The organism is Neotabrizicola paludis, assembly GCF_044142105.1.
Lineage (GTDB): Bacteria > Pseudomonadota > Alphaproteobacteria > Rhodobacterales > Rhodobacteraceae > Pseudogemmobacter.
The window spans coordinates 122,741-143,671 of record NZ_JBGTYM010000006.1 but is presented as its reverse complement, the minus strand read 5'-3'; the positions used below and the strand labels follow the sequence as shown (position 1 = coordinate 143,671).

The 20,931-nt window shown below is 67.7% G+C and carries 20 protein-coding genes; 9 read left to right on the top strand and 11 right to left on the bottom strand.

Annotated features, from left to right (window positions below; genetic code table 11):
• Window positions 1-90 precede the first annotated feature (90 nt).
• The gene (locus tag ACED67_RS14130; RefSeq protein WP_395542325.1) at window positions 91-375 is read right to left on the bottom strand and encodes a hypothetical protein; all 285 of its coding nucleotides are present in this window, start codon (window positions 373-375) and stop codon (window positions 91-93) included.
• Window positions 376-434: 59 nt separating this feature from the next.
• Here ACED67_RS14130 and ACED67_RS14125 point away from each other — a divergent pair, with 59 nt between their 5' ends.
• Entirely contained in the window at window positions 435-821 is a 387-nt protein-coding gene (locus tag ACED67_RS14125) for a response regulator transcription factor (protein ID WP_395542324.1), read from the top strand.
• Window positions 822-851: 30 nt separating this feature from the next.
• Here the strand turns inward: ACED67_RS14125 and truA are convergent, their stop codons facing one another.
• On the bottom strand, window positions 852-1,625 hold the full coding sequence (truA, locus tag ACED67_RS14120) for a tRNA pseudouridine(38-40) synthase TruA (protein WP_395542323.1): 774 nt from the start codon (window positions 1,623-1,625) through the stop codon (window positions 852-854).
• Window positions 1,626-1,733: 108 nt separating this feature from the next.
• Here truA and ACED67_RS14115 point away from each other — a divergent pair, with 108 nt between their 5' ends.
• Together ACED67_RS14115 and ACED67_RS14110 are read left to right on the top strand one after the other, a co-directional pair.
• Window positions 1,734-3,134: a YcjX family GTP-binding protein gene (locus ACED67_RS14115; RefSeq protein WP_395542451.1), complete on the top strand. Its 1,401-nt coding sequence runs from the start codon at window positions 1,734-1,736 to the stop codon at window positions 3,132-3,134.
• Complete coding sequence (locus tag ACED67_RS14110) at window positions 3,131-4,126, top strand: YcjF family protein (protein WP_395542321.1); 996 nt, start codon at window positions 3,131-3,133, stop codon at window positions 4,124-4,126. Before ACED67_RS14115 ends, ACED67_RS14110 begins: the two co-directional genes overlap by 4 nt.
• A gap of 83 nt (window positions 4,127-4,209) precedes the next feature.
• Here ACED67_RS14110 and pth read toward each other — a convergent pair whose 3' ends face one another.
• Entirely contained in the window at window positions 4,210-4,884 is a 675-nt protein-coding gene (pth, locus tag ACED67_RS14105) for an aminoacyl-tRNA hydrolase (RefSeq protein WP_395542320.1), read from the bottom strand.
• Between the two features lie 360 nt (window positions 4,885-5,244).
• A complete protein-coding gene (locus ACED67_RS14100) occupies window positions 5,245-5,853 on the bottom strand; it encodes a 50S ribosomal protein L25/general stress protein Ctc (protein ID WP_395542318.1) in 609 nt (202 codons plus the stop codon).
• Between the two features lie 414 nt (window positions 5,854-6,267).
• Here ACED67_RS14100 and ACED67_RS14095 point away from each other — a divergent pair, with 414 nt between their 5' ends.
• The 4 genes from ACED67_RS14095 (at window position 6,268) to ACED67_RS14080 (ending at window position 10,675) form a co-directional block, all read left to right on the top strand.
• A complete protein-coding gene (locus ACED67_RS14095) occupies window positions 6,268-7,170 on the top strand; it encodes a cation diffusion facilitator family transporter (protein WP_395542316.1) in 903 nt (300 codons plus the stop codon).
• Window positions 7,171-7,245: 75 nt separating this feature from the next.
• The gene (locus ACED67_RS14090; RefSeq protein WP_395542315.1) at window positions 7,246-7,920 is read left to right on the top strand and encodes a TetR/AcrR family transcriptional regulator; all 675 of its coding nucleotides are present in this window, start codon (window positions 7,246-7,248) and stop codon (window positions 7,918-7,920) included.
• Entirely contained in the window at window positions 7,917-9,104 is a 1,188-nt protein-coding gene (locus tag ACED67_RS14085) for a pyridoxal phosphate-dependent aminotransferase (RefSeq protein ID WP_395542313.1), read from the top strand. The genes ACED67_RS14090 and ACED67_RS14085 overlap by 4 nt, the downstream gene beginning before the upstream one ends.
• Entirely contained in the window at window positions 9,101-10,675 is a 1,575-nt protein-coding gene (locus ACED67_RS14080) for a 5-guanidino-2-oxopentanoate decarboxylase (protein WP_395542312.1), read from the top strand. Before ACED67_RS14085 ends, ACED67_RS14080 begins: the two co-directional genes overlap by 4 nt.
• 15 nt (window positions 10,676-10,690) lie before the next feature.
• On the opposite strand, the gene ACED67_RS14075 is transcribed toward ACED67_RS14080, so the two are convergent.
• Window positions 10,691-11,857, bottom strand: a complete 1,167-nt coding sequence (locus ACED67_RS14075; protein ID WP_395542311.1) for an MFS transporter — start codon at window positions 11,855-11,857, stop codon at window positions 10,691-10,693.
• Window positions 11,858-12,035: 178 nt separating this feature from the next.
• Window positions 12,036-12,662 (bottom strand): SH3 domain-containing protein, encoded by a 627-nt coding sequence (locus ACED67_RS14070; RefSeq protein WP_395542310.1) that lies wholly within the window; start codon window positions 12,660-12,662, stop codon window positions 12,036-12,038.
• Between the two features lie 131 nt (window positions 12,663-12,793).
• Between ACED67_RS14070 and ACED67_RS14065 the strand changes: the two genes are divergently transcribed.
• The gene (locus ACED67_RS14065; protein ID WP_395542308.1) at window positions 12,794-13,780 is read left to right on the top strand and encodes a 2-hydroxyacid dehydrogenase; all 987 of its coding nucleotides are present in this window, start codon (window positions 12,794-12,796) and stop codon (window positions 13,778-13,780) included.
• A 10-nt stretch (window positions 13,781-13,790) separates the two neighbouring features.
• Here the strand turns inward: ACED67_RS14065 and ACED67_RS14060 are convergent, their stop codons facing one another.
• Together ACED67_RS14060 and ACED67_RS14055 are read right to left on the bottom strand one after the other, a co-directional pair.
• Entirely contained in the window at window positions 13,791-14,516 is a 726-nt protein-coding gene (locus ACED67_RS14060) for an endonuclease/exonuclease/phosphatase family protein (protein WP_395542307.1), read from the bottom strand.
• The gene (locus tag ACED67_RS14055) at window positions 14,513-16,006 is read right to left on the bottom strand and encodes a phospholipase D-like domain-containing protein (protein ID WP_395542306.1); all 1,494 of its coding nucleotides are present in this window, start codon (window positions 16,004-16,006) and stop codon (window positions 14,513-14,515) included. The genes ACED67_RS14060 and ACED67_RS14055 overlap by 4 nt, the downstream gene beginning before the upstream one ends.
• 197 nt (window positions 16,007-16,203) lie before the next feature.
• Between ACED67_RS14055 and ACED67_RS14050 the strand changes: the two genes are divergently transcribed.
• Window positions 16,204-16,971 (top strand): TerC family protein, encoded by a 768-nt coding sequence (locus ACED67_RS14050; protein WP_395542305.1) that lies wholly within the window; start codon window positions 16,204-16,206, stop codon window positions 16,969-16,971.
• 93 nt (window positions 16,972-17,064) lie between these two features.
• Here the strand turns inward: ACED67_RS14050 and ACED67_RS14045 are convergent, their stop codons facing one another.
• The 3 genes from ACED67_RS14045 to ACED67_RS14035 all read right to left on the bottom strand — a co-directional run bounded on the left by ACED67_RS14045 (window position 17,065) and on the right by ACED67_RS14035 (window position 20,928).
• A complete protein-coding gene (locus ACED67_RS14045; protein WP_395542304.1) occupies window positions 17,065-18,306 on the bottom strand; it encodes an NAD(P)/FAD-dependent oxidoreductase in 1,242 nt (413 codons plus the stop codon).
• Window positions 18,307-18,383: 77 nt separating this feature from the next.
• Window positions 18,384-19,544, bottom strand: a complete 1,161-nt coding sequence (locus tag ACED67_RS14040) for an iron-containing alcohol dehydrogenase (protein ID WP_395542302.1) — start codon at window positions 19,542-19,544, stop codon at window positions 18,384-18,386.
• A gap of 1 nt (window position 19,545) precedes the next feature.
• A complete protein-coding gene (locus ACED67_RS14035) occupies window positions 19,546-20,928 on the bottom strand; it encodes an aldehyde dehydrogenase family protein (RefSeq protein ID WP_395542301.1) in 1,383 nt (460 codons plus the stop codon).
• Window positions 20,929-20,931: the final 3 nt, after the last annotated feature.

Below are 20,931 nucleotides of genomic sequence, written 5' to 3'. Positions count from 1 at the left end.
CCAAAGGGGCGCGCCGCCATGGTGGCGCGCCCTGTCCCCTTTTCCCGCCGGGGGCGCAGGGCCTGCGCCGCGCCCCTCGCCGGAGAAGGCTCAGCGCCCCCGGCGCATGATCAGACGGGCGACAAGAAGAATGGGCACGAGCCAGAGGATATTCGCCACGATCCCCGCCGCGATCGCCAGAGGCAGACCCTCGGCCGCGCCGAAGCCCATCGTTACCGGCAGGATCACCGCCACGAAAACCACCCCGGCGAGAAGCGGCAGGACCATGCCGGTCACGGCTTGGGTGCGGATCTGGGTGATCACGAGCCCGACCAGCAGCACGATGCGGAACGGGTCAAGCAGCGCCTGCTGCAAAAGTGCGGTGAATGCGTCCATCTTGGGGTCCTCCTGCCGTCTTCATCGGGGGGCGGGCGGCAGATTGCAAGGGGCGGGCCATGGCTGAACGGCGTCGTCACCATGTGCTGGTGGTCGAGGACGAGGACAATATCGCGCTGGCGCTGGAATTCCTTATGGAGCGCGAAGGCTATGCCCATGACCGCGTTGCCGATGGCGCGGATGCCCTGCCCAGGATCAAGGCGATCCAGCCCGATCTGGTGCTTCTGGACGTGATGCTGCCCGGGGCTTCGGGCTATGAGATTTGTCAGGATGTGCGGCTGGACCCGGCCCTGAAGGACGTGAAGATCCTGATGATGACGGCAAGGGGATCCTCGATCGAGAAGCGCAAGGGGCTGGCGATCGGGGCGGACGGGTTCATCACCAAGCCTTTCGAGCTGAAAGCCCTGCGCGATGAGGTTCGCCGCCTCTTGGACGGGCAGATCTGAGGCGATTTCGCCGAAAGATCGGCCGGCGGGTCAGGCGGTGAACGGGTCCTCAGGATAGCCGACGCCGGTAAGATAAAGGCCTTGCGGCGGGGCGACCGGCCCGCAGGCCGCGCGGTCGCGCGCCTCGAGCGCCGCGGTCACATCCTGCGGTGCCCAGGCCCCCGCGCCGACGCGTTCCAGCGTGCCCACCATCGAGCGCACCTGATTGTGCAGGAAGCTGCGGGCGCGGAAGGTCAGGCGGTATTCGATGCCCCCCGGATAGGGGTGTTCGCTGACCCGCGCTTCGTCCAGCGTTTTCTCGGGGCTTTTCGCCTGGCAGAGCGTCGAGCGGAAAGTGGTGAAATCATGCTGCCCCTCCAGCCGCCGGGCGCCTTCGCGCAGGGCGTCCAGGTCGAGCGGTTTCAGGACATGCCAGGCCTGGCCGCGTTCCTGCGTCAAGGGCGCACGGCGGGCGACGATGCGGAACAGATAGCGCCGCTCCACCGCCGAGAAGCGGGCGTGGAATTCATCCGCGACGCGGGCGCAGGCGATCACGGCCACGGGGGCGGGTTTCAGATGCCAGTTCAGCGCCTCGGACAGCCGGAATGGGTCCCAATCCTTGTGCAGATCGGCATGGGCGACCTGGCCGGTCGCATGCACGCCGGTATCGGTGCGCCCCGCAGCGGCGATGCGATGCTCGCCGGGCTCCAGCCGCGCCAAGGCCTCTTCCACCGCTTGCTGCACCGAAGGCAAGCCGCCAGCTTGGCGCTGCCAGCCGCAGAACGGGCCTCCGTCATAGTCGATCTTCAGGGCGAAACGCGGCATGGCCGCGCCTTAGCCCGAAGCCCGAGCGCTGTCCATCTTTCCAAGCAGGCAGGGCCTGCCTATCTTGGGCGCAAGAGGCAAAGGACGAGCAGCGTGGCGCTTTTCGGCATGACGGACAGGATCGCGCGCTCGGTCGAGGGGGTGCAGGCCGCCACACGCGAGGCTTTGTTCGAGCCCTCTCTGCGGCTGGGCGTCACCGGCCTGTCGCGCGCCGGCAAGACCGTGTTCATTACCGGGCTGATCGCCAATCTCTTGAACCGGGGCCGGATGCCGCAATTCAGCGCCGCGCGCGACGGGCGGATCGAGGCCGCCTATCTGCAACCCCAGCCCGACGACACCCTGCCGCGTTTCGATTACGAGGGGCACCTGGCGGCGCTGACCGGTGACGATCCGCGCTGGCCGCAATCGACACGGGCGATTTCCGAATTGCGCCTGTCGCTGCGCTACCGCCCCGGCGGCTGGTTCGCCGGGCTGCGCGGGCCGCAGGTGCTGCATCTCGACATTGTCGATTATCCCGGCGAATGGCTTCTGGACCTCGCCTTGATGGACAAGTCCTATGCCGAATGGTCCGAAACCACTTTGGCCCGGATCGCGAAACGCCCCGAAGCGGCGGAATTCCTGGCCCTGGCGCGGGCCGAGGATGGCGCGCTGCGCCTGGACGAGGCGCGGGCCCAGCTGCTGGCCGGGGCCTTCACTGCCTATCTTCAGGCCGCCCGGGCCGTCGGCTGGTCGGATTGCACGCCCGGCCGCTTCCTGCTGCCCGGCGATCTGGCGGGCTCGCCCGTCTTGACCTTCGCGCCCCTGCCCAGACCGGCCCAATCGCCGCGCGGCAGCCTTTGGCGCGAGATGGACCGCCGCTATGAGGCTTACAAGTCCCGCGTCGTCACCCCCTTCTTCCGCGACCATTTCGCCCGGCTCGACCGGCAGGTGGTTCTGCTGGATGTGCTGGGCGCGATCCATCAGGGGCCGCGGGCGGTCGAGGATCTGCGCCGCACCATGGCCGAAGTTCTGGCCGCCTTCCGCATCGGCCGCACGGGCTGGCTGTCTGCGCTACTGGGCGCGCGGAAGGTGGAGAAGATCCTCTTCGCCGCCACCAAGGCCGATCATCTGCATCATGAACAGCACCCCGCGCTGACCGCGATCACCCAGGAGCTGCTGGCCGAGGCCAAGGCGCGCGCCGATTTCGCGGGGGCCGAGACGGCGGCCATGTCGCTGGCCGGGCTGCGCGCGACGGTGGAAGAACGGGTCGAGCGCGACGGGCAAAGCCTGCCGGCGGTGCGGGGGCGACTTCTCTCGACCGGCAAGACGGCGGTAATGTATCCCGGCGCCCTGCCGGGCGATCCGGCACGCATCCTCTCGCCCGCGCGCGAGGGGGCGGAGCGCTGGCTTGATGCCGAATTCGGGCTTATGGGCTTTGCGCCCGCGCGGATCACGCTGAAACCGGGCGAGGGGCCGCCGCATATCCGCCTGGACCGGGCGGTGGAATTCCTGATCGGAGACCAGCTGTGACCGATGACCCTAGGCCGCCGTCGCGGCCCTTCGTGATCCATGAGGGCGACGAGGCCGATCCGGGCCTTGCCCCGGATGTGCCCGAGGCGCTGCCGGAAGGGGCGGCGATGCAGGCGGCGGCTGCGGTGGTAACGGCGAAGGCGGGCGGGCTGTGGTCCTGGGCCGGGGCCGCCTTTGGTCTGTTGTTCAGCTTCGTCCTGTCGGTCGCGGCCTGGGATTTCGTGACCTCCCTTCTGGCGCGCAACGCCTTTCTTGGCTGGCTGGCAGGCGTGCTGATCGTGGTGGCCGTGGGCTTCGCCCTGCTGCTTGGCCTGCGCGAATACGCGGCCTATGCGCGCCTGCACCGGCTCGACTCCTTCCGCGATCATGCGCGAGAGGCGCGGGCCAAGGCCGATATTGCGCTTGCCCGCCGTGTCACCGGCAATCTGACCCGGCTCTATGCCACGAGGCCCGACACGGCCTGGGGCCGGGCGCGTCTGGCCGAGCGCGAAGCCGAGGTGATGGATGCCGATGCCCTACTGGCGCTGGCCGAGCATGAACTGCTCGCCCCGCTCGACGCCCGTGCCAAGGCCGAAGTGGAAGAGGCGGCGCGGCGCGTGGCGCTGGTGACGGCGCTGGTGCCCCTGGCCCTGGCCGATGTGGCGGCAGCGCTGTTTTCCAACCTGCGCATGATCAGGCGGCTGGCCGAGATCTATGGCGGGCGGTCGGGCACCTTCGGCAGTCTGGGCCTGCTGCGCCGGGTCTTCACCTCGCTGATTGCCACGGGGGCGGTGGCCCTGACAGATGATCTGATGGGATCGGTGGCGGGGGGGGGCGTCTTGTCGAAACTGTCGCGGCGCTTTGGCGAGGGCGTGGTCAATGGCGCGCTGACTGCCCGTGTCGGCGTGGCGGCGATCGAGCTGTGCCGACCTTTACCCTTCGTCGCGGTGGAGCGGCCGGGGGTCTCGGGGCTGGTCAGCCGGGCGCTGACGGGGCTGGTGCCGCGCGGCTAGGGCGCTGGGGGGCGAAAGCTCCGGTCAATTTCCTTCGAAGGAAATTGGCCACCCTCTTCGAAGAATATTGCGGACCTCGCGCCTCAGCGGAACTTGTCCATCAGCTTCTGCATCGCGCTGCGCGTGTCGGGCGCAGGCTCTGCCACGACGGGCTTTTCGGTCTTTGCCGCCGGGCTGGTCGAGGACCGGGGCGGCGCCACCCGCAGCGAGACCGCGTTCAGGAACCGCGTGCCATCGCCTTCGGCCAGCGCCACGGCGCCATCGGAAATCCCGCGCAGCAGATCGTCCAGCCAGTCCTGATCGGCCTTGGCGAAATCGTGCAGCACGTAAGCAGCCACGGCATCCTTGTGACCGGGATGGCCGATGCCAAGGCGGACGCGGCCATAGGCCTCGCCCAGATGGCCATGGATCGAGCGCAAGCCGTTATGCCCGGCATGGCCGCCGCCCTGTTTCACCCGGCATTTGCCGGGGGCGAGGTCCAGCTCGTCATGGAAGACGGTCACATCTGCGGCAGTGAGCTTCCAGAAGTCCACCGCCGAACGCACCGATTGGCCCGACAGGTTCATGAAGGTCTCGGGCTTCAGCAAGACGACCTTCTCCGCCCCCAGCCGCCCTTCGCTGACCTGCCCCTGATGCACCTTCTTCCAGGGGCCGAAGCCATGGTCGGCGGCGATGCGATCCAGTGCCATGAAGCCGATATTGTGCCGGTTACCGGCATATTTCGCGCCGGGATTGCCCAGACCGACCCAGAGTTTCACCGCTTGCGCCCTTTCGTCCGCTGGACGCCGCGGCGCGGCCTCCCTAGGCTTTTTCATATAGCGGCCCTGCCGCCGCGGCTCAACCAAAGGCCGCTCTCCACGCCCCGCTCCTGCCTGCGCGGCGTCACTCTGGATATGCCGGCGCTGCATGGCGGAGGGTCTGGGGGCTGATGCGGTTGTGGGGGCCGCAGGCGGCGGCACGCTTCTGCTGATCGGGATGGGCATCCACCCGGCGATCTACGGGCCGATGGGCACGGGTTAGCGCGCGGGCGCCACCGTGGTCTTCGAAAGCAGTCCCCGATGGGGCAAAGAAAAAGGGGGCCTTGCGGCCCCCTTGGTTCCGGTCCTGAGCCTTGCGGATCAGGCGGCGGCTTCCTCGGCATTGTCGCTGGCCGCCAGGCCCGAAGGCGCGGCAATGTTGGCAACGGCGAAGTTGCGCGCCACGGTCGGCTTGGCGCCCTTGGGCAGTTCGATGTCGTTGATGTGGATCACATCACCGATCTGCTTGCCGGTCAGGTCCACGGTGATGTGGTCCGGGATGTCGCCGGCGACGACTTCCAGTTCCACTTCGTGACGCACGATGGTCAGCGTGCCGCCGCGCTTGAGGCCCGGCGCCGCGTCGTGGTTCACGAAATCGACATGGATGAACAGGTTGATGCGCGATTCATCATGGATGCGCATGAAGTCGACATGGGTCGGCAGGTCCTTGACCACGTCGCGCTGCACGCTGCGGCAGATGACATGCTGATCCTTCTGCCCTTCAACCTTGAGGTTGAACAGCGTTTGCAGGAAACGGCCCTGCTTCAGACGCTTGAGCAGATAGTTGTAATTCAGGCTGATCGCGATCGGCTCTTTGCCGTCGCCATAGATGATGCCGGGTACGTTGCCTTCACGACGGGCTTGACGGGCGGCCCCCTTGCCTGTCCCCGTCCGTACCACGGCCTGAAGATCGGGGATCTCGCGAGCCATAGGTTCTCTCCATAGGTTAAGCTGCCATCCTCCAAGGGTGCATGGCAGACCGCGGGCCTATAGCGGGGAATCGCGGAAAGGGAAAGCGGAAACTGGCCGGGTGGAGCGATTGGACCAGATGCGCCCGCTTGCCCTGGCCGGAGCCTCCGGCGAGGGCATTTACCGCCCAGAGGAAGGGGGGGCAAGGGCCGGCGGACCCGATCCCGCGCCGCGCCGCCGGACGTCGCACATCGTCTGCCAAGCGCATATCCGGCACCGGAAGGGCGGGCTTTCGGGGCGTCGCCAGCCGTCAAATGTGCCGCGAAGCCCTTGAGATGAGACGCATTTGCAGGTGGCGTCGAATTTTGCGCCAAAGCGGGAATTTGCGCCTTTCAGCAGATTGAAACCTGCCGCGCGGCCGCCTAATCGGAAAACATGTCCGCGCAACCCGACCTTCGCCTTTCACTTTCCGCCGGTGCCGCCTCGGTCGCCGTGGCGGGCACGCTTGTCGCACTGAAGCTTTGGGCGCTGTGGCATACCGGCGCGCTTTCCATCGCGGCCTCGCTGGCTGACAGTGCCATGGATCTGATGATGTCGCTGGCGGCGGCAGTGGCGATCCTCTACGCGGCGCGGCCAGCCGATGACGACCATGCCTTCGGCCATAACTCGGCCGAAGACCTTGCCGCGCTGGCGCAGGCGCTGTTCATCCTGGGTTCTGCGGCGGCGATTTCCTGGGGGGCGGTCGGACGGCTGATGTCTCCGGTCGCGCCGGTGATCGAAGGCGAAGCGGCAGGGATGGTTGTCATCCTGATCTCGATGGCGCTGACGCTGGTGCTGGTCTGGTGGCAGGGCCGCGTGGCCGCGCGCACCGGCAACAAGGTCGTGGCGGCGGACCGGTTGCATTATCTGGGCGATCTTATCCCCTCGCTGGGGGCCCTTGTGGCGCTCTGGGCCTCGTCGCGCTTCGGCATCACCAGGATCGATGCGATCGTCGCCCTCGGGGCGTCGGGGATCATGGCTTTCGGCGCCCTGCAGATCGGGCGCGGCGCCTGGCACGCGCTGATGGACCGCCAGGCTGATCCGGCCACCATCGCCCGCATTGGCGAGATTGCGGCAGCCTGGCCCGGGGTGCACGGATACCATGACCTCAAGACCCGGACCTCGGGGAGCCGACTTTTCGTCTATCTGCATATTGAACTGGACGGAACGCAGACGCTGCGGCAGGCACATGACATCGGCGCCGCCCTGCGCCGCGCGCTTCTGGCCGAGTTTCCGGGGGCCGATGTGATCATCCACAAGGATGTCGCCGCGGTGCCCGGCGGTCACCCGGGCACCTGAAGCGCCGCAAACGGGCTTGCCTCCGGCGAGGCATTCGCTAATTATGCATCTGTATAACAGACATCGGCCCGCCAGATGCAAACCGAACGACGCCCCTATATTCGCGACAGCGAGGAGAACCGCCGTGAGGCGCTGATCGCGGCCACCCAGGCGCTTGTCGCCGAGGGCGGGCCACAGGCTGCGACCGTGCGCGCCATCGCCGCCCGGGCTGGGGTGACGCCGGGACTGATCCGCCACTATTTCGGCTCGAAGGATGAACTGACCCGCGCTGCCTATACCGCGCTTGTGGATGGCATGACCGACAAGGGCGCCGATGCCCTGGCGGGGGTTTCGGCCGATCCGGGCGAACGTCTGGCGGCCTTTGTCGCGGCCTCGCTGCGCCCGCCCGTGGTCGATGCCCGAGCCGTCGGCCTTTGGGCCGGCTATCTGCACCGGGTCCAGGCCGATGAAGGGCTGCTTGCCCAGCACGAACGCAGCTACCTGCGCTATCGCGACCAGTTGCAGGACCTGATCGCCGCGCTGGACCGGGGCGACAAGGGGCAGGACCGTCTGCGGCGCGAGGCCATCGCCTGCAATGCGGTGATCGACGGGCTGTGGCTGGAAGGCTCTATCCTGCCGCATGGCTTTGCCGGGGGCGAGCTGGTGCGCATCGGGCTGGCCTCGGTCGGCGCCATTCTGGGCCTCGATCTGACCCTCTATGCCACATTCATTCCCGAACTCACCGACCAGGACCGAAAGACCGCGCCATGAGATATGCTTCCGTGACCGACCGCCTTGCCCATCTCGGCTCGGCCAAATGGGAATTGCATGTCCGCGCCCGCGCCATGGCCGCCGCCGGGCGCGAGATCATCGAACTGACGATCGGTGAACCGGATGTGCCAACCCCGCAGGCCTTGATCGAGGCGGCGTCGGCGGCAATGAGGGCGGGGCGCACCGGCTATTCCAACGGGCGGGGCGAGCCGAAGACGGTGGCCGCGCTGGCGCAGCGCTATTCGGCGCGGAGGGGCAGGCCGGTGGGCGCGGATCAGGTGATCTGCCTGCCCGGCACCCAGACCGCGCTTTACGGCATCTTCCGCACCTTGGTTCAGGCCGGAGATGAGGTGATCGTCGGCGATCCGATGTACGCGACCTATGAGGGGCTGATCGCCCAGACCGGCGCCACGATGGTGCCGGTGCGGCTGCGCCCCGAAGATGGCTTCCGCCTGCGGGCCGAGGATGTCGCCGCCGCCGTCACGCCGCGCACGCGGGTTCTGTTCCTCAATACGCCGCACAATCCTTCGGGGGCGGTTTTGCGCCCCTCGGACATCGCGGCGCTGGGCGAGGTTGCCCGCGCCCATGATCTGTGGATCGTCTCGGACGAGGTCTATGAGGAACTGGTCTTTCCCGGCGTGACCTTCGCCTCGCCGATGGATCAGCCCGATCTGGCCGATCGCACGGTCATTGCCTGCTCGATTTCCAAATCCCATGCGGCACCCGGCTTTCGTTCGGGCTGGGTGATCGGCCCTACCGAATTCGCCCGCCGCCTGCTGCCGCTTTCAGAAACCATGCTTTTTGGCAGCCAGCCCTTCCTTGCGGATATGATGGCCCTTGCAGTTTCCGAACCTTCGCCGGTGGCGGGGGGGATGGCCGCGCGTTTTGCCAACCGCGCCGCCATGATCGCGCGCGGGTTGGAAGGCGTGGCGGGGCTGCGGGTCCACAGCCCCGAGGCGGGCATGTTCACCATGGTCGATATCCGCGCCACCGGCCTTTCGGGCGAACAATTCGCCCTGGATCTGCTCGATGCGCAGGGCGTGGCGGTCATGCCGGGGGAAAGCTTCGGTGCGGGAATGGCGGGCTGGCTGCGCCTGTCGCTGACGCAGGATGATGCCCGCACCACCGAGGCGATCCGACGCATCGCGCTTCATGCCCAGGGTTTGATGGGGAACGCGGCATGACGACGGTTGGGGAGAGGCTGGTCGAGGGCCTTGCCGCGCGCGGGGTCGAGGTGGTGTTCGGCATTCCGGGCGTCCATACGATCGAGCTGTATCGCGGGCTGGAAAGCGGCGTCATCCGCCATGTGACGCCGCGCCATGAACAGGGCGCGGGCTTCATGGCCGATGGCTATGCCCGCGTCACCGGCAAGCCCGGCGTCGCCTTCGTGATCAGCGGGCCGGGCCTGACCAATACGCTGACCGCCATGGGGCAGGCGCGCGAGGATTCGATCCCGATCCTGGTGATCTCGGGCGTCAACCGCCGCGCCGCGCTGGGCAAGGGGCTGGGGCTTCTGCATGAGCTGCCCGATCAGGCGGCGATGATCCGCCCGCTCTGCCACACGGAAACGCTGACCGATCCGGCCGAGCTTGGCCCGGCGCTGGACCGCGCCTTCGCTGCCATGCTGGGCGCGCGTCCCGGCCCGGCCCATATCGAGATCCCGACCGATGTGATGCCGCTGGCCTGCCCGCCGCTGGCGCCGCCCGCCGGGTTGCCTGCCGCGCCGCAGGCCAGCGCGGCGGAGCTGGATCGCGCCGTGGCGCTGTTGGACAAGGCCAAACGCCCGGTGATCCTGGCCGGGGGCGGCGCACGCTTTGCCGAAGCGTCCCTGCGCCGGCTGGCCGAGGTGCTGGATGCGCCGGTGATCCTGACGACCAATGGCCGTGGCCTGCTGCACAGCCATCCGCTTTGCGTGCCGGCCTCGCCCAGCCTCGATGCCCCGCGCGACCTTCTGGCCGCGGCCGACCAGATCCTGGCCCTGGGCACCGAACTGGGCATGACCGACTACGACATGTATGTGAATGGCCGCCTGCCGGATCTTTCAGGCATGATCCGTGTCGATCTCTGCGCCGAGCAGCTTGCGCGGCACAACGCCGTGCTGCCGATCCGGGCCGAGGCCGGGGCTTTCGCGGCAGCACTGGCCGCGCGTCTTTCGGCACGCCAGGGCGATGGCGCGGCCCGGGCCGAAGCCGCGCGCAAGGCGGCACGGGCGGAACTGGCATCCCTTCATCCCTCGATGCCCGGAATGCTCGCGATGGTCGAGGCGGCGCGCGCCGCCATGCCCGCCGCCCGCATCGTGGGCGACAGCACCCAGCCGGTCTATGCCGCGAACCTGTTCTACGACGCGCCGTTTCCGCGCGCCTGGTTCAACGCCGCCACCGGCTTTGGTGCGCTTGGCTTTGGCCCCGGCGCGGCCATCGGCGCGGCGGTGGCCGATCCGCAAGTGCCGGTGATCTGCCTGATCGGCGATGGCGGCCTGGGCTTCTCGCCCGCCGAATTGCGCTGCGCGCTGGACGAGGGGCTGGATGTCACCTTCCTGGTCTGGAACAACGCCGCCTTCCGCGAGATCGCCGAGGCGATGACCGGCTCGCAGATCAAGGTGATCGGCTGTTCGCCCTCGCCGCTGGATATGGGGCATTTCGCTGCCGCCTGCGGCCTGCCGTTCCAGCGCATCACGGTCGATCCCGCCGAGTTGGCCAAGGCACTGTCTGCCCCGCGCAATGGCCCAAGGCTGATCGAGGTGCAGGCGCCCTGAGCCTGCGGCAAGTCGTCAGGCCTTGGCATTCCGCATGGGTCGCGCGACCCGCGCCATCAGCGGCGCCAGAAGCAGGATGGTCAGCAGGACCAAAGCAGTGAAAACGAAGGCGGCGCGCAGCCCAAAGGCGCCGGCAATGAAGCCCAGGGTCGGCGGGCCGAAGAAATAGCCGCAATAGCCAAACATCGTGGCCCGCGCCACGGCCCGCGCCCGGGCCTCGGGCGGGCCAAGGCGTCCCACCAGCGAAAACGCGGTGGGCGAGATCAGCGCCGCGCCGATGCCCATGACGATGAAGCCGCCATGGGCCATCGCGGGCGTCACCGCCTGCGAGGCCACCAGCGCCCCAAGCGCCGCCACCACCGCGCCGCCCTTCAACAGCGTGAACGGATCCATCCGGCTGACCAGCCCCTGACCGCCCAGCCGCGCGAAGCCCATGGTCAGCGCCAGGATCGCGGGGCCCATCGCCCCTTCCGAGGGGCTGCCGCCCAGCGTCTTCTCGATATGCAGCGCCGACCAGCTTTCGGCGGCATTCTCGGTCAGGAAGGCGATCAGCACGATCGCGCCGCCCAGAAGCGGCAGCAGGCCAAGGCCAGCCCCGCCGCCGCCTGCGGGCCGGGTCAAGCCATGGATGCGCCCGTCACGCTCCAGGGTGAAAAGGGCGCAAAACAGCGCAACCGCCGCCATCGCCATCATCACACCGGGCGGCGTCCAGCCCGTCGCGCGCAGGGCCCCTGTCGCCAGCGCGCCCCCGGCATAGCCGAAGGAATAGGCGGCATGGGCCAGATTCATCAGATGCAGGCCCCGCTCGTTCTCGATCTGGGCGGTGCGGGCATTCATCAAGACATCGGTCAGCCCGGTGCCTGCCCCAAGCGCCATCATGGCGACCGGGAACAGCGCCGCCTGCGCCACCTGACCCGGCAAGACGAAAGCCAGGACCATGAGCAAGGCTGAAACCGGCAGTGCAACGCGGCCAAGCGCGGTGCCGATCCGTGGCGCCAGCAGCATCGCGGTCACTGCGGCGATGGGCGTGAAGAACAGAAGAAAGCCCAGCCGCGCCTCGTCGACGCCCAGCATGGCCTTGATGTCCGGCAATTCGGCCGCGAAAGAGCCCCAGACGACGCCCATGGCGGCAAAGGCCGCCACCGCGGGCCGCGCCGCGCGCAGGGTCGGAAGGAAAGGCATGGACGGCTCCTGTTCTGGCGCCCGTTCTAGCGGTGGCGCGGGCAGGGCGCGCGGTCGGAAACGACAGCCGCAGGGCCGGAAACGGCGCATTTTTGGCAGGTGAAACAAGGGCTAGCCCCTCTGCCCGCAGCTGCGCCGGGAGGCTGTCAGGCCAGGATAAAGGCGGGGCCGGGAACGCCTATTCGATGACCTCGTCGGCCCCCACACCCCAAAGGGCGGATTTCTCGATCCAGCCCTTCTCGCCGCCCGATGTGATGCGGCACCAGCCCGGATTGCATTCCTGGACCTTGCCGATCACGCCATATTCCGCTTGGGCCACCACTTCGGAATTGCGGTCGGGGCTGGTATGGAATTCGGCCATATCGGTGATCACCAGCACGGTGCGAACACCTGACAAAAGCGCGTAATGCACCCAGCCGCCCGCACCATCCTGATCCTCGACCCGGCGCCAATGCTCGTACTCGGCGGTGATCATCAGCGGCATTCCGGGGCGGGTGAAGACCCAGTCGATGCGATGGGTCAGGCCGGGACCGCGCCGCGCATTGCCCTCATCGCCCTTGAGGCTGACGAAACGGGGCAGCGGCAGGCTGGTGACACAGCCGAAGCCGGGGCGGCAGACGGGTTCCTTCTTCACTTCGGGCTTGGCTTCGGGCGTGGGCGGAATCGCCGCGATGGCCTCGGCCGAAGAGGCGGCGGCGGGCGTGGTCTCGCCCTCAAGTTCCTGCGCCACCAGCGGAGCAATGACCTCGGTCGCCGCCAATACCAGCATCAGGGCGCCAAGCCCTGCGATCACCCGCAATCGCATCTTTGCCCGCCTCGCGGCCCGCTGTCGCGGGGCCGTCCTTTGCCTCGAATGCCGTCGGGGCTTGTGATCCGCCCCGCTTTTTTCCACCATGCCGCAGGACTGCGCGCAATGAAAGCCCATAGGAAGACACCATGCCATCCCAGCGCCTGACTGTTGTCGTGACGCGACGCTTGCCCGAGGTGGTCGAGACGCGGATGAAGGAATTGTTCGATGTCGAGCTGCGCGAGCCCGACCGACCGATGAGCCGCGAGGAACTGGTCGCCGCCGTGGCACGGGCCGATGTGCTGGTCCCGACGATCACCGACCAGATTGATGCGGGCGTGATCGCCCAGGCGGGTCAGAAGCTGCGGCTGATCGCGAATTACGGCGCCGGTGTCGATCACATTGACGTGGCGACGGCACGGCAGCGCGGCATCCTGGTGACGAACACGCCCGGCGTGGTGACCGAGGACACGGCCGACATGGTCATGGCGCTGATCATGGCGGTGACGCGCCGCATCCCCGAAGGTCTGGCGCAGATGCAGGCCGGGAAATGGGATGGCTGGTCGCCCATGGCGCTTTTGGGCACGCGCCTTGCCGGCAAGCGGCTGGGCATCCTTGGCATGGGCCGGATCGGCCAGGCCGTCGCCCGCCGCGCCCGCGCCTTTGGCTGCCAGGTCCATTACCACAACCGCCATCGTGTCCGCCCCGAGATCGAGGCCGAGCTTGAGGCGACCTGGTGGGAAAGCCTGGACCAGATGATGGCGCGGATGGATGTCGTCTCGATCAATTGCCCCCATACGCCCTCGACCTTCCATCTGGTCAATGCCCGCAGGCTCAAGCTGATGAAACCCACGGCGGTGATCGTGAACGCCTCGCGCGGCGAGGTGATCGACGAGAACGCGCTGACGCGGGCCCTGCGGTCAGGCGAACTCGCCGGGGCGGGGCTCGATGTCTATGAGCGGGGCGCCGAAGTGAACCCACGCCTGCGCGAGGTCCCGAATGTCGTGCTGCTGCCGCATATGGGATCGGCCACGATCGAGGGCCGGATCGAGATGGGCGAGAAGGTCATCATCAATATCAAGACCTTCGCCGATGGCCACCGCCCGCCGGATCAGGTGGTGCCGGGGATGCTTTAAGAACGGCGTCTCAGCCCAGGGTCAGGTCCGCGACAAGCGGCAGATGGTCTGAGGCCTGCGCCGTCAGCGCGTTGCGCAGCGCGCTGGCCGAGGCATCTGCGAATTCCTTCGTCACGGCGATGCGGTCCAGCGCGAAGACCGGATGGCGGGAATGCCAGGTCGGCCCGCCCGACAGGATGCGGAAGCGGCGCGACAGCCGCCCCAGCCCGACCGTCAGCGAGCGTTCGTTGAAATCACCAGCGATCAGCGTCGGCAACTCCGGCCCGGCCTCAAGGATCGCCAGGATCGCGGACAGCTGCGTCCGGCGCGAGGCCCGCAACAAGCCGAGATGCACGCCCAGCACACGCAGCCGCGCCTCCCCCCTGACCAGCACCGCCTCGACGCAGCCGCGCGGCTCGACCCCGGGCAGATCATGATGGTTCAGGCTATCGATGGTCAATCGCGGACCGAAGAGAAGCGCATTGCCATGCCAGCCCAAAGACTCGCGGCCATGCGGAAAGACGGCGGGCTTCAGTCCCGTCGCCGCCTCGATCCGGGCGGGCGCCAGCACGGGCGGGCGCGGCGGCAGGCGGAAATCGGCCTCTTGAATCAGGACGAGGTCGGCCTTCATCCCGGCGATGATCTGCATCACCCGCTCGGGGTCCCGCTTGCGGTCGGTCCCCATGGCCTTGCGGATGTTCCAGGTCACCACGCGCAGGGTGCCGGTTTCGTGGGTCTCGTCTTTCGTCTTGGTCACAGCATCGGCGCTCCCAGCCGGAACAGGCGTTCAAGGATGCGCCGGTGCAGGCGCGAGGGCGGCAGCGGTTCGGCCGCCCCCTCGCTGGCTGCAAGGAACCAGGCCTCAAGCGCCGTCGAGGTGGCGGAATCATAAACCGCCACCATGCATTCAAAGTTAAGTCGCATCGAGCGGATATCGAAATTCGCCGAGCCGGTGAGGCTCCAGCCGTCGATCAGCACCAGTTTCGCATGCATCATGCCGCGGTCGTGGCGCAGGATGCGCGCGCCCGCCCGCTCGACCTCGCGCAGAAAGGTGCCGCGGGCGAAATCGGCGGTCCATTGGTCCGACCGGCCCGGCACGAAGATGCGGACATCGCGGCCCGACCGCGCAGCATTGGCAAGCGCCAGGGCCAGCGGTTCGGTCGGAATGAAATAGGGCGTCGCGATCCAGACCCTGTCTCGGGCGCGGTGAATGGCCGCGACAAGGCCATCGTGCAGCCCGTCCTTCGGCTCATCCGGGCCGGCGCTGACGAGCTGCAAGGCGGGGCCGTCCCCAGAACCGGTGGCGGGCGGCGGCGGCGCCGCTTCCGCCACCTTGCCCTGTTCGGCTTCCGCCACCGTCACCGCCAGGGCGGCTGCCGCACGCAGGTCCTTGCCGCCGGCCACCAGCCAGTCCGAGGCGAAGACCTCGCCAAAGGCGGCGGCGATCGGTCCCGTGGCGGTGAAGGACAGGTCCACCCGCCCGCCCGGTGGCTGCAAGAGGTAGGAATTGCCAATATTGCGTCCGCCCGTCCACAGCGTTGCGGACCGGCCCGGCGCGCAGAAAGCGTCGGTCAACACCAGCTTGCGATGGTTGCGCAGGTTCAGGTTGCCCGCATTGCGCAGATGCAGGAAGGGCGAAACATAGCGCACCTCGCCCCCCGCAGCGACCAGCGCCGCCAATTCCTTGCGCGGGCGTTTCAGCGTGCCCAGCCGGTCCAGACCCAGACGCACCGTCACCCCGGCTTGCGCCCGCGCCGTCAGCCGCTCGACAAAGGCGCGCCCCGCCGCATCGTTGCGCAGAATATAGAACAGAGCGTCGATGTCGTGCGTCGCGCCGTCGATCATCCGGTTCAGTTCGGCCAGGGCATGGGCATCATCGCGATGGATCTCCAGCGCATTGCCGGTCGTCACCGGGGCAGCGCCGGTTGACCGGAACAGCCGCGCCGCATCCGCCGCGCCGTCGGGCAGGCGGGCCGCCAGATCGGCGGAAAGTTCCCGTGGCCCATCGGTGAAGCGCCGAGGAGAGACCCCCCGGCGCTGCTTGCGAAAGCCAAGCGCCAGAAAGATCGGCACGCCGATATAGGGCAGCAGGATGATGAACAGGATCCAGGCGACCGCAGATTGCGGCGTGCTTCGCACCTGAAGCACAAGAAGGATCGACAGGGCGATCAGCAATACACCCGCCACGACCAGAAGATGGTCGAAAAGAGGGTTCTTCAGAAGGGTCTGAACGAGGTCGGGCACCATCAGCAACCATGGCAAAACGAGCAGGGACGCAGGCTTTCCGCGTCTGCAAAGCCCCAACGCCGCAAACCGGGTTGTGGCTCCGGCCCCTGCGCGCTGCAAGGTCAATTTTAACCCACGCTCTTGTGATCCAGAGGGACAGACCCTAGTTAGCCCAGAAATCGCGTCCTTGGCGGGGCGCATGCCAACATGGGGACAGAATGGAAATCTTCACCTACGCGGGCTTCATGGCCCTTCTTCAGGTCATCGGCATTGACCTTGTGTTAGCGGGCGACAATGCCGTCGTGATCGGTCTGGCGGCGGCCGGGCTGCCCAAGGAACTGCGGGGCAAGGCGATCCTCGTCGGCATCATCGCGGCAACGATCATGCGGATCGGTTTCGCGCTTCTTACCACCCAGCTTCTTGCCATTATCGGCCTGCTTCTGGCCGGCGGCATCCTGCTGCTCTGGGTCTGCTGGAAAATGTGGCGCGAGCTGCGCGAGGGCGGGCATGAGGCGGAACATGCTGCGGCCGAGGCCGTCACCGGCGAAGACCTGAACAAGGATGGTCAGATCGCCCCCGTCGGCAAGCAGAAGACCTTCGCCCAGGCGGCAACCCAGATCGTTGTCGCCGACGTGTCCATGTCGCTCGACAACGTGCTGGCCGTGGCCGGTGCCGCCCATGGCCACCCGACCGTGCTGATCATCGGGCTTGTGCTTTCGGTGGCGCTGATGGGCTTTGCCGCGACCTTCGTGGCCAAGCTGCTGAACAAGCACCGCTGGATCGCCTATGTCGGCCTTGCGCTTATCCTCTATGTCTCGCTGAAGATGATCTACGACGGCGGCAAGGAAATCATCTATGGCCGGCCGACGCCGCCCGCGGCGGAATCCTCGGAACCCGCGCCCGCGACCGAACTGCCGGGCGGGGCCACCACCGCGCCCGAGCCGACCGGCGCCTCGACCACACCCGCGCCGACCCCGGCACCCTGACCGCGCCGCGCAAGATTGGAACGCCCGTCCCTGCAAAGGGGCGGGCGTTTTCCATTCCGCCGCGGTGCCTCGCAGGCGCGGGCCTCTCGCGGCTCAGAACCGGGCGGGGCTGATGGCGGGCAGGGCGCGTGTGGCGGGTCGCCCGGCCACAAGATCTGCGATGATCCCGGCGGTGACCGGGGCCAGCGTCACACCCAGATGGCCATGGCCATAGGCATGCAGGATCTCGGGTCCCGCGTGGGACGGCCCGATCACCGGCAGGCTGTCGGGCATCGAGGGGCGGAAGCCCATCCATGTCCGGTCCGGCGTTCCGGGCAGGTCCGGAAAGACGCTGCGTGCGCCTTCGACCAGCTTGGCGATGCGATGGGGCGACGGCGGCGCGGTCAGCCCGCCCAGTTCCACCGTGCCGACCGCCCGCAAACGTCCCGCCATGGGGCACAGGTAGAACCCACGCGCCATCACGCAGGAGGGGCGGGTCAGCCGCGCCTTGGGCATGTCCCATTCGACGTGATAGCCGCGTTCGGTGTCCAATGGCACCCGGTCACCGGCCATGGCGGCCAGCGGGCGGGAATGTGCGCCTGCGGCCAGCACCGCATGGCGCGCGGTCACGGCAAAGCCCGGCCCCTCAAGTCGCACGCCCTTGCCTTCGCGCGCAAGAAGCGTGGCGGGGGCCATCAGATGTTCGGCGCCTTCGGTGACGCGGGCGGCCAGCGCCTGCATCATCTTGCCCGGGTCGTTCAGGAAGATCGCATCGGGAAAGAAAGCCGCCCCCGCCATCGGGGGCAGGCCCGGTTCCAGCGCCGCCAGTTCGGCACCCGCGATCACCCTGACCGAGACGCCAAGATCGCGCCGCCGGGCCATTTCGGCCTCGGCTGCCGCGGCTTCGGCGGCGCTGCCGTAGAGATACAGGCAGCCGCGCGGTTGCAGGATGTCGGCGGCACCAATCCGCGCCGCAAGCTCCTGCCACAGCGGACCTGCGCCCTTCAGCAGCGCCGCGATCGCCTGGGCGTTGCGCGCGGCGGGGCCGGGCAGAGACTGGCGAGCAAACCGCAACAGCCAGGGCAGAAGCGCCGGAAACCCGCCGGGGCGGATCGCCAGCGGCGAGGATTTGTTGAACAGAAGCGAGGGCAGGTTCTTCAGCACATCCGGCGTGCCGACCGGGGCCACGGCATAATCGGCGATGGTGCCGGCATTGCCATAGCTCGCCCCCATGCCGGGCGCACCGGGGTCGATCAGCAGGACATCGCGCCCTTCAGCCAGCAGGCGTTCGGCCACGGCAAGGCCGATCACCCCTGCGCCGATCACCGCGATTTCAGTTTCAAGCCGCCGCACCATCGCCTGCTCCTTGTTCGCCTTCGGCGTCTCGTCGCGGGCGGCGAGGACAAACCGAAGGCGCTGATCAAGGCTGCCTGTTACAGGCAGGCCTCGTAAAGGGCGCGGGTGTTCGCCGCCGTCATCTCGATGGGGTTGCCGCCGCAGGACGGGTCTTCCAGCGCCATTTCGGTCAGCATGGCCAGATCGGGGTCCTTCACCCCCAGAGCGGTCAGCGTCGGCGGAATGGCCAGCGTCTCGCGCAGGCGCATCACCGCCGCGCGGAAGCCGTCAAAGCCGCCTTCAATGCCCAGATAGGCCGCCGCTGCCCTGATCCGGTCCTCGATGGCCGGGCGGTTGAAATCCAGCACCATCGGCATCACGACGGCATTCGTCGTGCCGTGATGGGTGCCATAGACCGCGCCGATCGGATGCGACAGCGAATGGATCGCGCCCAAACCCTTCTGGAAGGCCACCGCGCCCATGGCGGCGGCGGACATCATATGGCCGCGGGCCATCAGGTCGTTGGGACTGGCATAGACTTTGGGCAGGTTCTCGAACACCAGCCGCATCCCTTCCAGTGCGATGCCCTGGCTCATCGGGTGGTAGAACGGGCTGCAATAGGCCTCAAGGCAATGGGCCAGCGCATCCATGCCGGTGCCGGCAGTGATGAACTTGGGCATGCCCACGGTCAGGGCCGGGTCGCAGATCGTGACCTTGGGCATCAGCGCCGGATGGAAGATGATCTTCTTCTTATGGGTGGCGCTGTTGGTCAGCACGCCCGCCCGGCCGACTTCCGATCCAGTTCCAGCCGTGGTCGGCACGGCGATGATCGGCGCGATCTTCGAGGCATCGGCACGGGTCCACCAGTCATCGACATCTTCCAGATCCCAGACCGAGAGGCTGGCCTTCTGCCCCGCCATCAGCGCGATCATCTTGCCCAGATCCAGCGCCGAGCCGCCACCGAAGCAGATCACCCCGTCATGGCCGCCCTTGACATAGACGTCGATGCCGTCAGCCATGTTCTTCTCGTTCGGGTTCGGGTCGACGTCGGAAAACATCGCCCGGCCCAGACCGGCCTTGTCCATCACATCCAGCGCCGCCGAGGTGATCGGCAGATAGGCCAGCGCCTTGTCAGTCACCAGCAGGGGCTTCTTCAGCCCGGCCGAGGCCGCGTGTTCGGCCAGTTCGGCAATGCGTCCCACGCCGAATTTGATGGCAGTGGGGTAGGACCAGTTCCGGTTCGGAACGCCGTGAGACATGTCACACCTTCTTCAAGTGATAGGATTTCGGACGGGTCACCGAATGGAAACCCAGATAAGAGAGCGAACCGCCGCGGCCGGTATCCTTGCAGCCGGTCCAGCACAGGGCGGGGTCGAGGTAATCGGCGCGGTTCATGAAGACTGTACCGGTCTCGATCTGCGCGCCGATTGCCGCCGCGGTTTCGTAATCGTCGGTCCAGACCGAGGCGGTCAGCCCGTAGGGCGAGTCGTTCATAAGCGCCAGCGCCTCGGCATCGTCCTTGACCTTCATGATGCCCACGACCGGGCCGAAGGACTCTTCGGTCATCACCCGCATCGTGTGGTCGACATTCACCAGCACCTGCGGCGCAAGGTAGGCGCCGCCATCATCTGCCGCGAATGCCTTGGCGTCGATCAGCGGCTTCGCGCCCGCCGCGATGGCCTCGGCCACCTGCTCGCGCACGACCTTGGCGAAACGCACATTGGCCATCGGCCCCAGCGTGGTTTCCGGGTCCAGAGGGCTGCCCAGCTTCAACCCGTTCACCCAGGCCACGGCTTTCTCGACGAAAGCGTCGTACAGGCTTTCATGGACATAGATCCGCTCGATCCCGCAGCAGCATTGCCCCGAGTTGAACATCGCCCCGTCCATCAGCGTATCGACCGCCGCGTCCAGATTGGCGTCAGCCCGGACATAGCCCGGATCCTTGCCGCCCAGTTCCAGACCCAGCGGGGTAAAGGTGCCCGCGGCCGCCCGTTCGATCGCCTGGCCGCCCGCGACCGAGCCGGTGAAGTTCACGAAGTCGAAAGCGCGGGCCTTGATCAGTGCCTCGGTCGTGGCGTGGTCCAGGACGACATTCTGGAACACATCTTCTGGCACACCTGCCGCATGGAAGGCCTGGGCCAGCCGCTCGCCCGCCAGCAGGGTCTGGCTGGCGTGTTTCAGGATCACGGTGTTGCCGGCGATCAGCGACGGGACGATGGTGTTGATCGCGGTCAGGAACGGGTAGTTCCAGGGCGCGATGACGAAGACCACGCCCAGGGCCTCGCGCGCAATATAGCGGCGGAAGGCGTTGGAATCCTCGATCATATGCGGCGCCAGCGTCTCGGCGGCGATGCCGGCCATATAGTCGGTGCGGGCATTCACGCCGCCCATCTCGCCCTGGCCAAAGCGGATCGGCCGGCCCATCTGCCGCGCCAGTTCCTCGGCGATGTCCTCTTTCATCGCGGTCAGGGCGGCGACGCCGGCCTTGACCAGGGCAATCCGCTCGTCCAAGGGCCGCGCCGCCCAGGGTTTCTGCGCCGCCCGTGCGCGGGCAACGGCGGCCTCGGCCGCCTCGGGCGACAGGGGCTGCCTTTCGACATAGGCCCGGCCATCGACCGGGGAAATCAACTGGATGGGTTTCATCGT

Excerpts from the sequence above, each read along its gene's own strand:
- ACED67_RS14085 (WP_395542313.1), top strand. The coding sequence starts at position 7,917 with ATGAGATATGCTTCCGTGACCGACCGCCTTGCCCATCTCGGCTCGGCC.
- ACED67_RS14125 (WP_395542324.1), top strand. The coding sequence starts at position 435 with ATGGCTGAACGGCGTCGTCACCATGTGCTGGTGGTCGAGGACGAGGAC.
- ACED67_RS14095 (WP_395542316.1), top strand. The coding sequence starts at position 6,268 with ATGTCCGCGCAACCCGACCTTCGCCTTTCACTTTCCGCCGGTGCCGCC.
- ACED67_RS14045 (WP_395542304.1), bottom strand. The coding sequence starts at position 18,306 with ATGGTGCGGCGGCTTGAAACTGAAATCGCGGTGATCGGCGCAGGGGTG.
- ACED67_RS14055 (WP_395542306.1), bottom strand. The coding sequence starts at position 16,006 with ATGGTGCCCGACCTCGTTCAGACCCTTCTGAAGAACCCTCTTTTCGAC.
- ACED67_RS14050 (WP_395542305.1), top strand. The coding sequence starts at position 16,204 with ATGGAAATCTTCACCTACGCGGGCTTCATGGCCCTTCTTCAGGTCATC.
- ACED67_RS14130 (WP_395542325.1), bottom strand. The coding sequence starts at position 375 with ATGGACGCATTCACCGCACTTTTGCAGCAGGCGCTGCTTGACCCGTTC.
- ACED67_RS14065 (WP_395542308.1), top strand. The coding sequence starts at position 12,794 with ATGCCATCCCAGCGCCTGACTGTTGTCGTGACGCGACGCTTGCCCGAG.
- ACED67_RS14090 (WP_395542315.1), top strand. The coding sequence starts at position 7,246 with ATGCAAACCGAACGACGCCCCTATATTCGCGACAGCGAGGAGAACCGC.
- truA (WP_395542323.1), bottom strand. The coding sequence starts at position 1,625 with ATGCCGCGTTTCGCCCTGAAGATCGACTATGACGGAGGCCCGTTCTGC.
- ACED67_RS14070 (WP_395542310.1), bottom strand. The coding sequence starts at position 12,662 with ATGCGATTGCGGGTGATCGCAGGGCTTGGCGCCCTGATGCTGGTATTG.
- ACED67_RS14040 (WP_395542302.1), bottom strand. The coding sequence starts at position 19,544 with ATGTCTCACGGCGTTCCGAACCGGAACTGGTCCTACCCCACTGCCATC.
- ACED67_RS14080 (WP_395542312.1), top strand. The coding sequence starts at position 9,101 with ATGACGACGGTTGGGGAGAGGCTGGTCGAGGGCCTTGCCGCGCGCGGG.
- ACED67_RS14100 (WP_395542318.1), bottom strand. The coding sequence starts at position 5,853 with ATGGCTCGCGAGATCCCCGATCTTCAGGCCGTGGTACGGACGGGGACA.
- ACED67_RS14115 (WP_395542451.1), top strand. The coding sequence starts at position 1,734 with ATGACGGACAGGATCGCGCGCTCGGTCGAGGGGGTGCAGGCCGCCACA.
- ACED67_RS14035 (WP_395542301.1), bottom strand. The coding sequence starts at position 20,928 with ATGAAACCCATCCAGTTGATTTCCCCGGTCGATGGCCGGGCCTATGTC.
- ACED67_RS14075 (WP_395542311.1), bottom strand. The coding sequence starts at position 11,857 with ATGCCTTTCCTTCCGACCCTGCGCGCGGCGCGGCCCGCGGTGGCGGCC.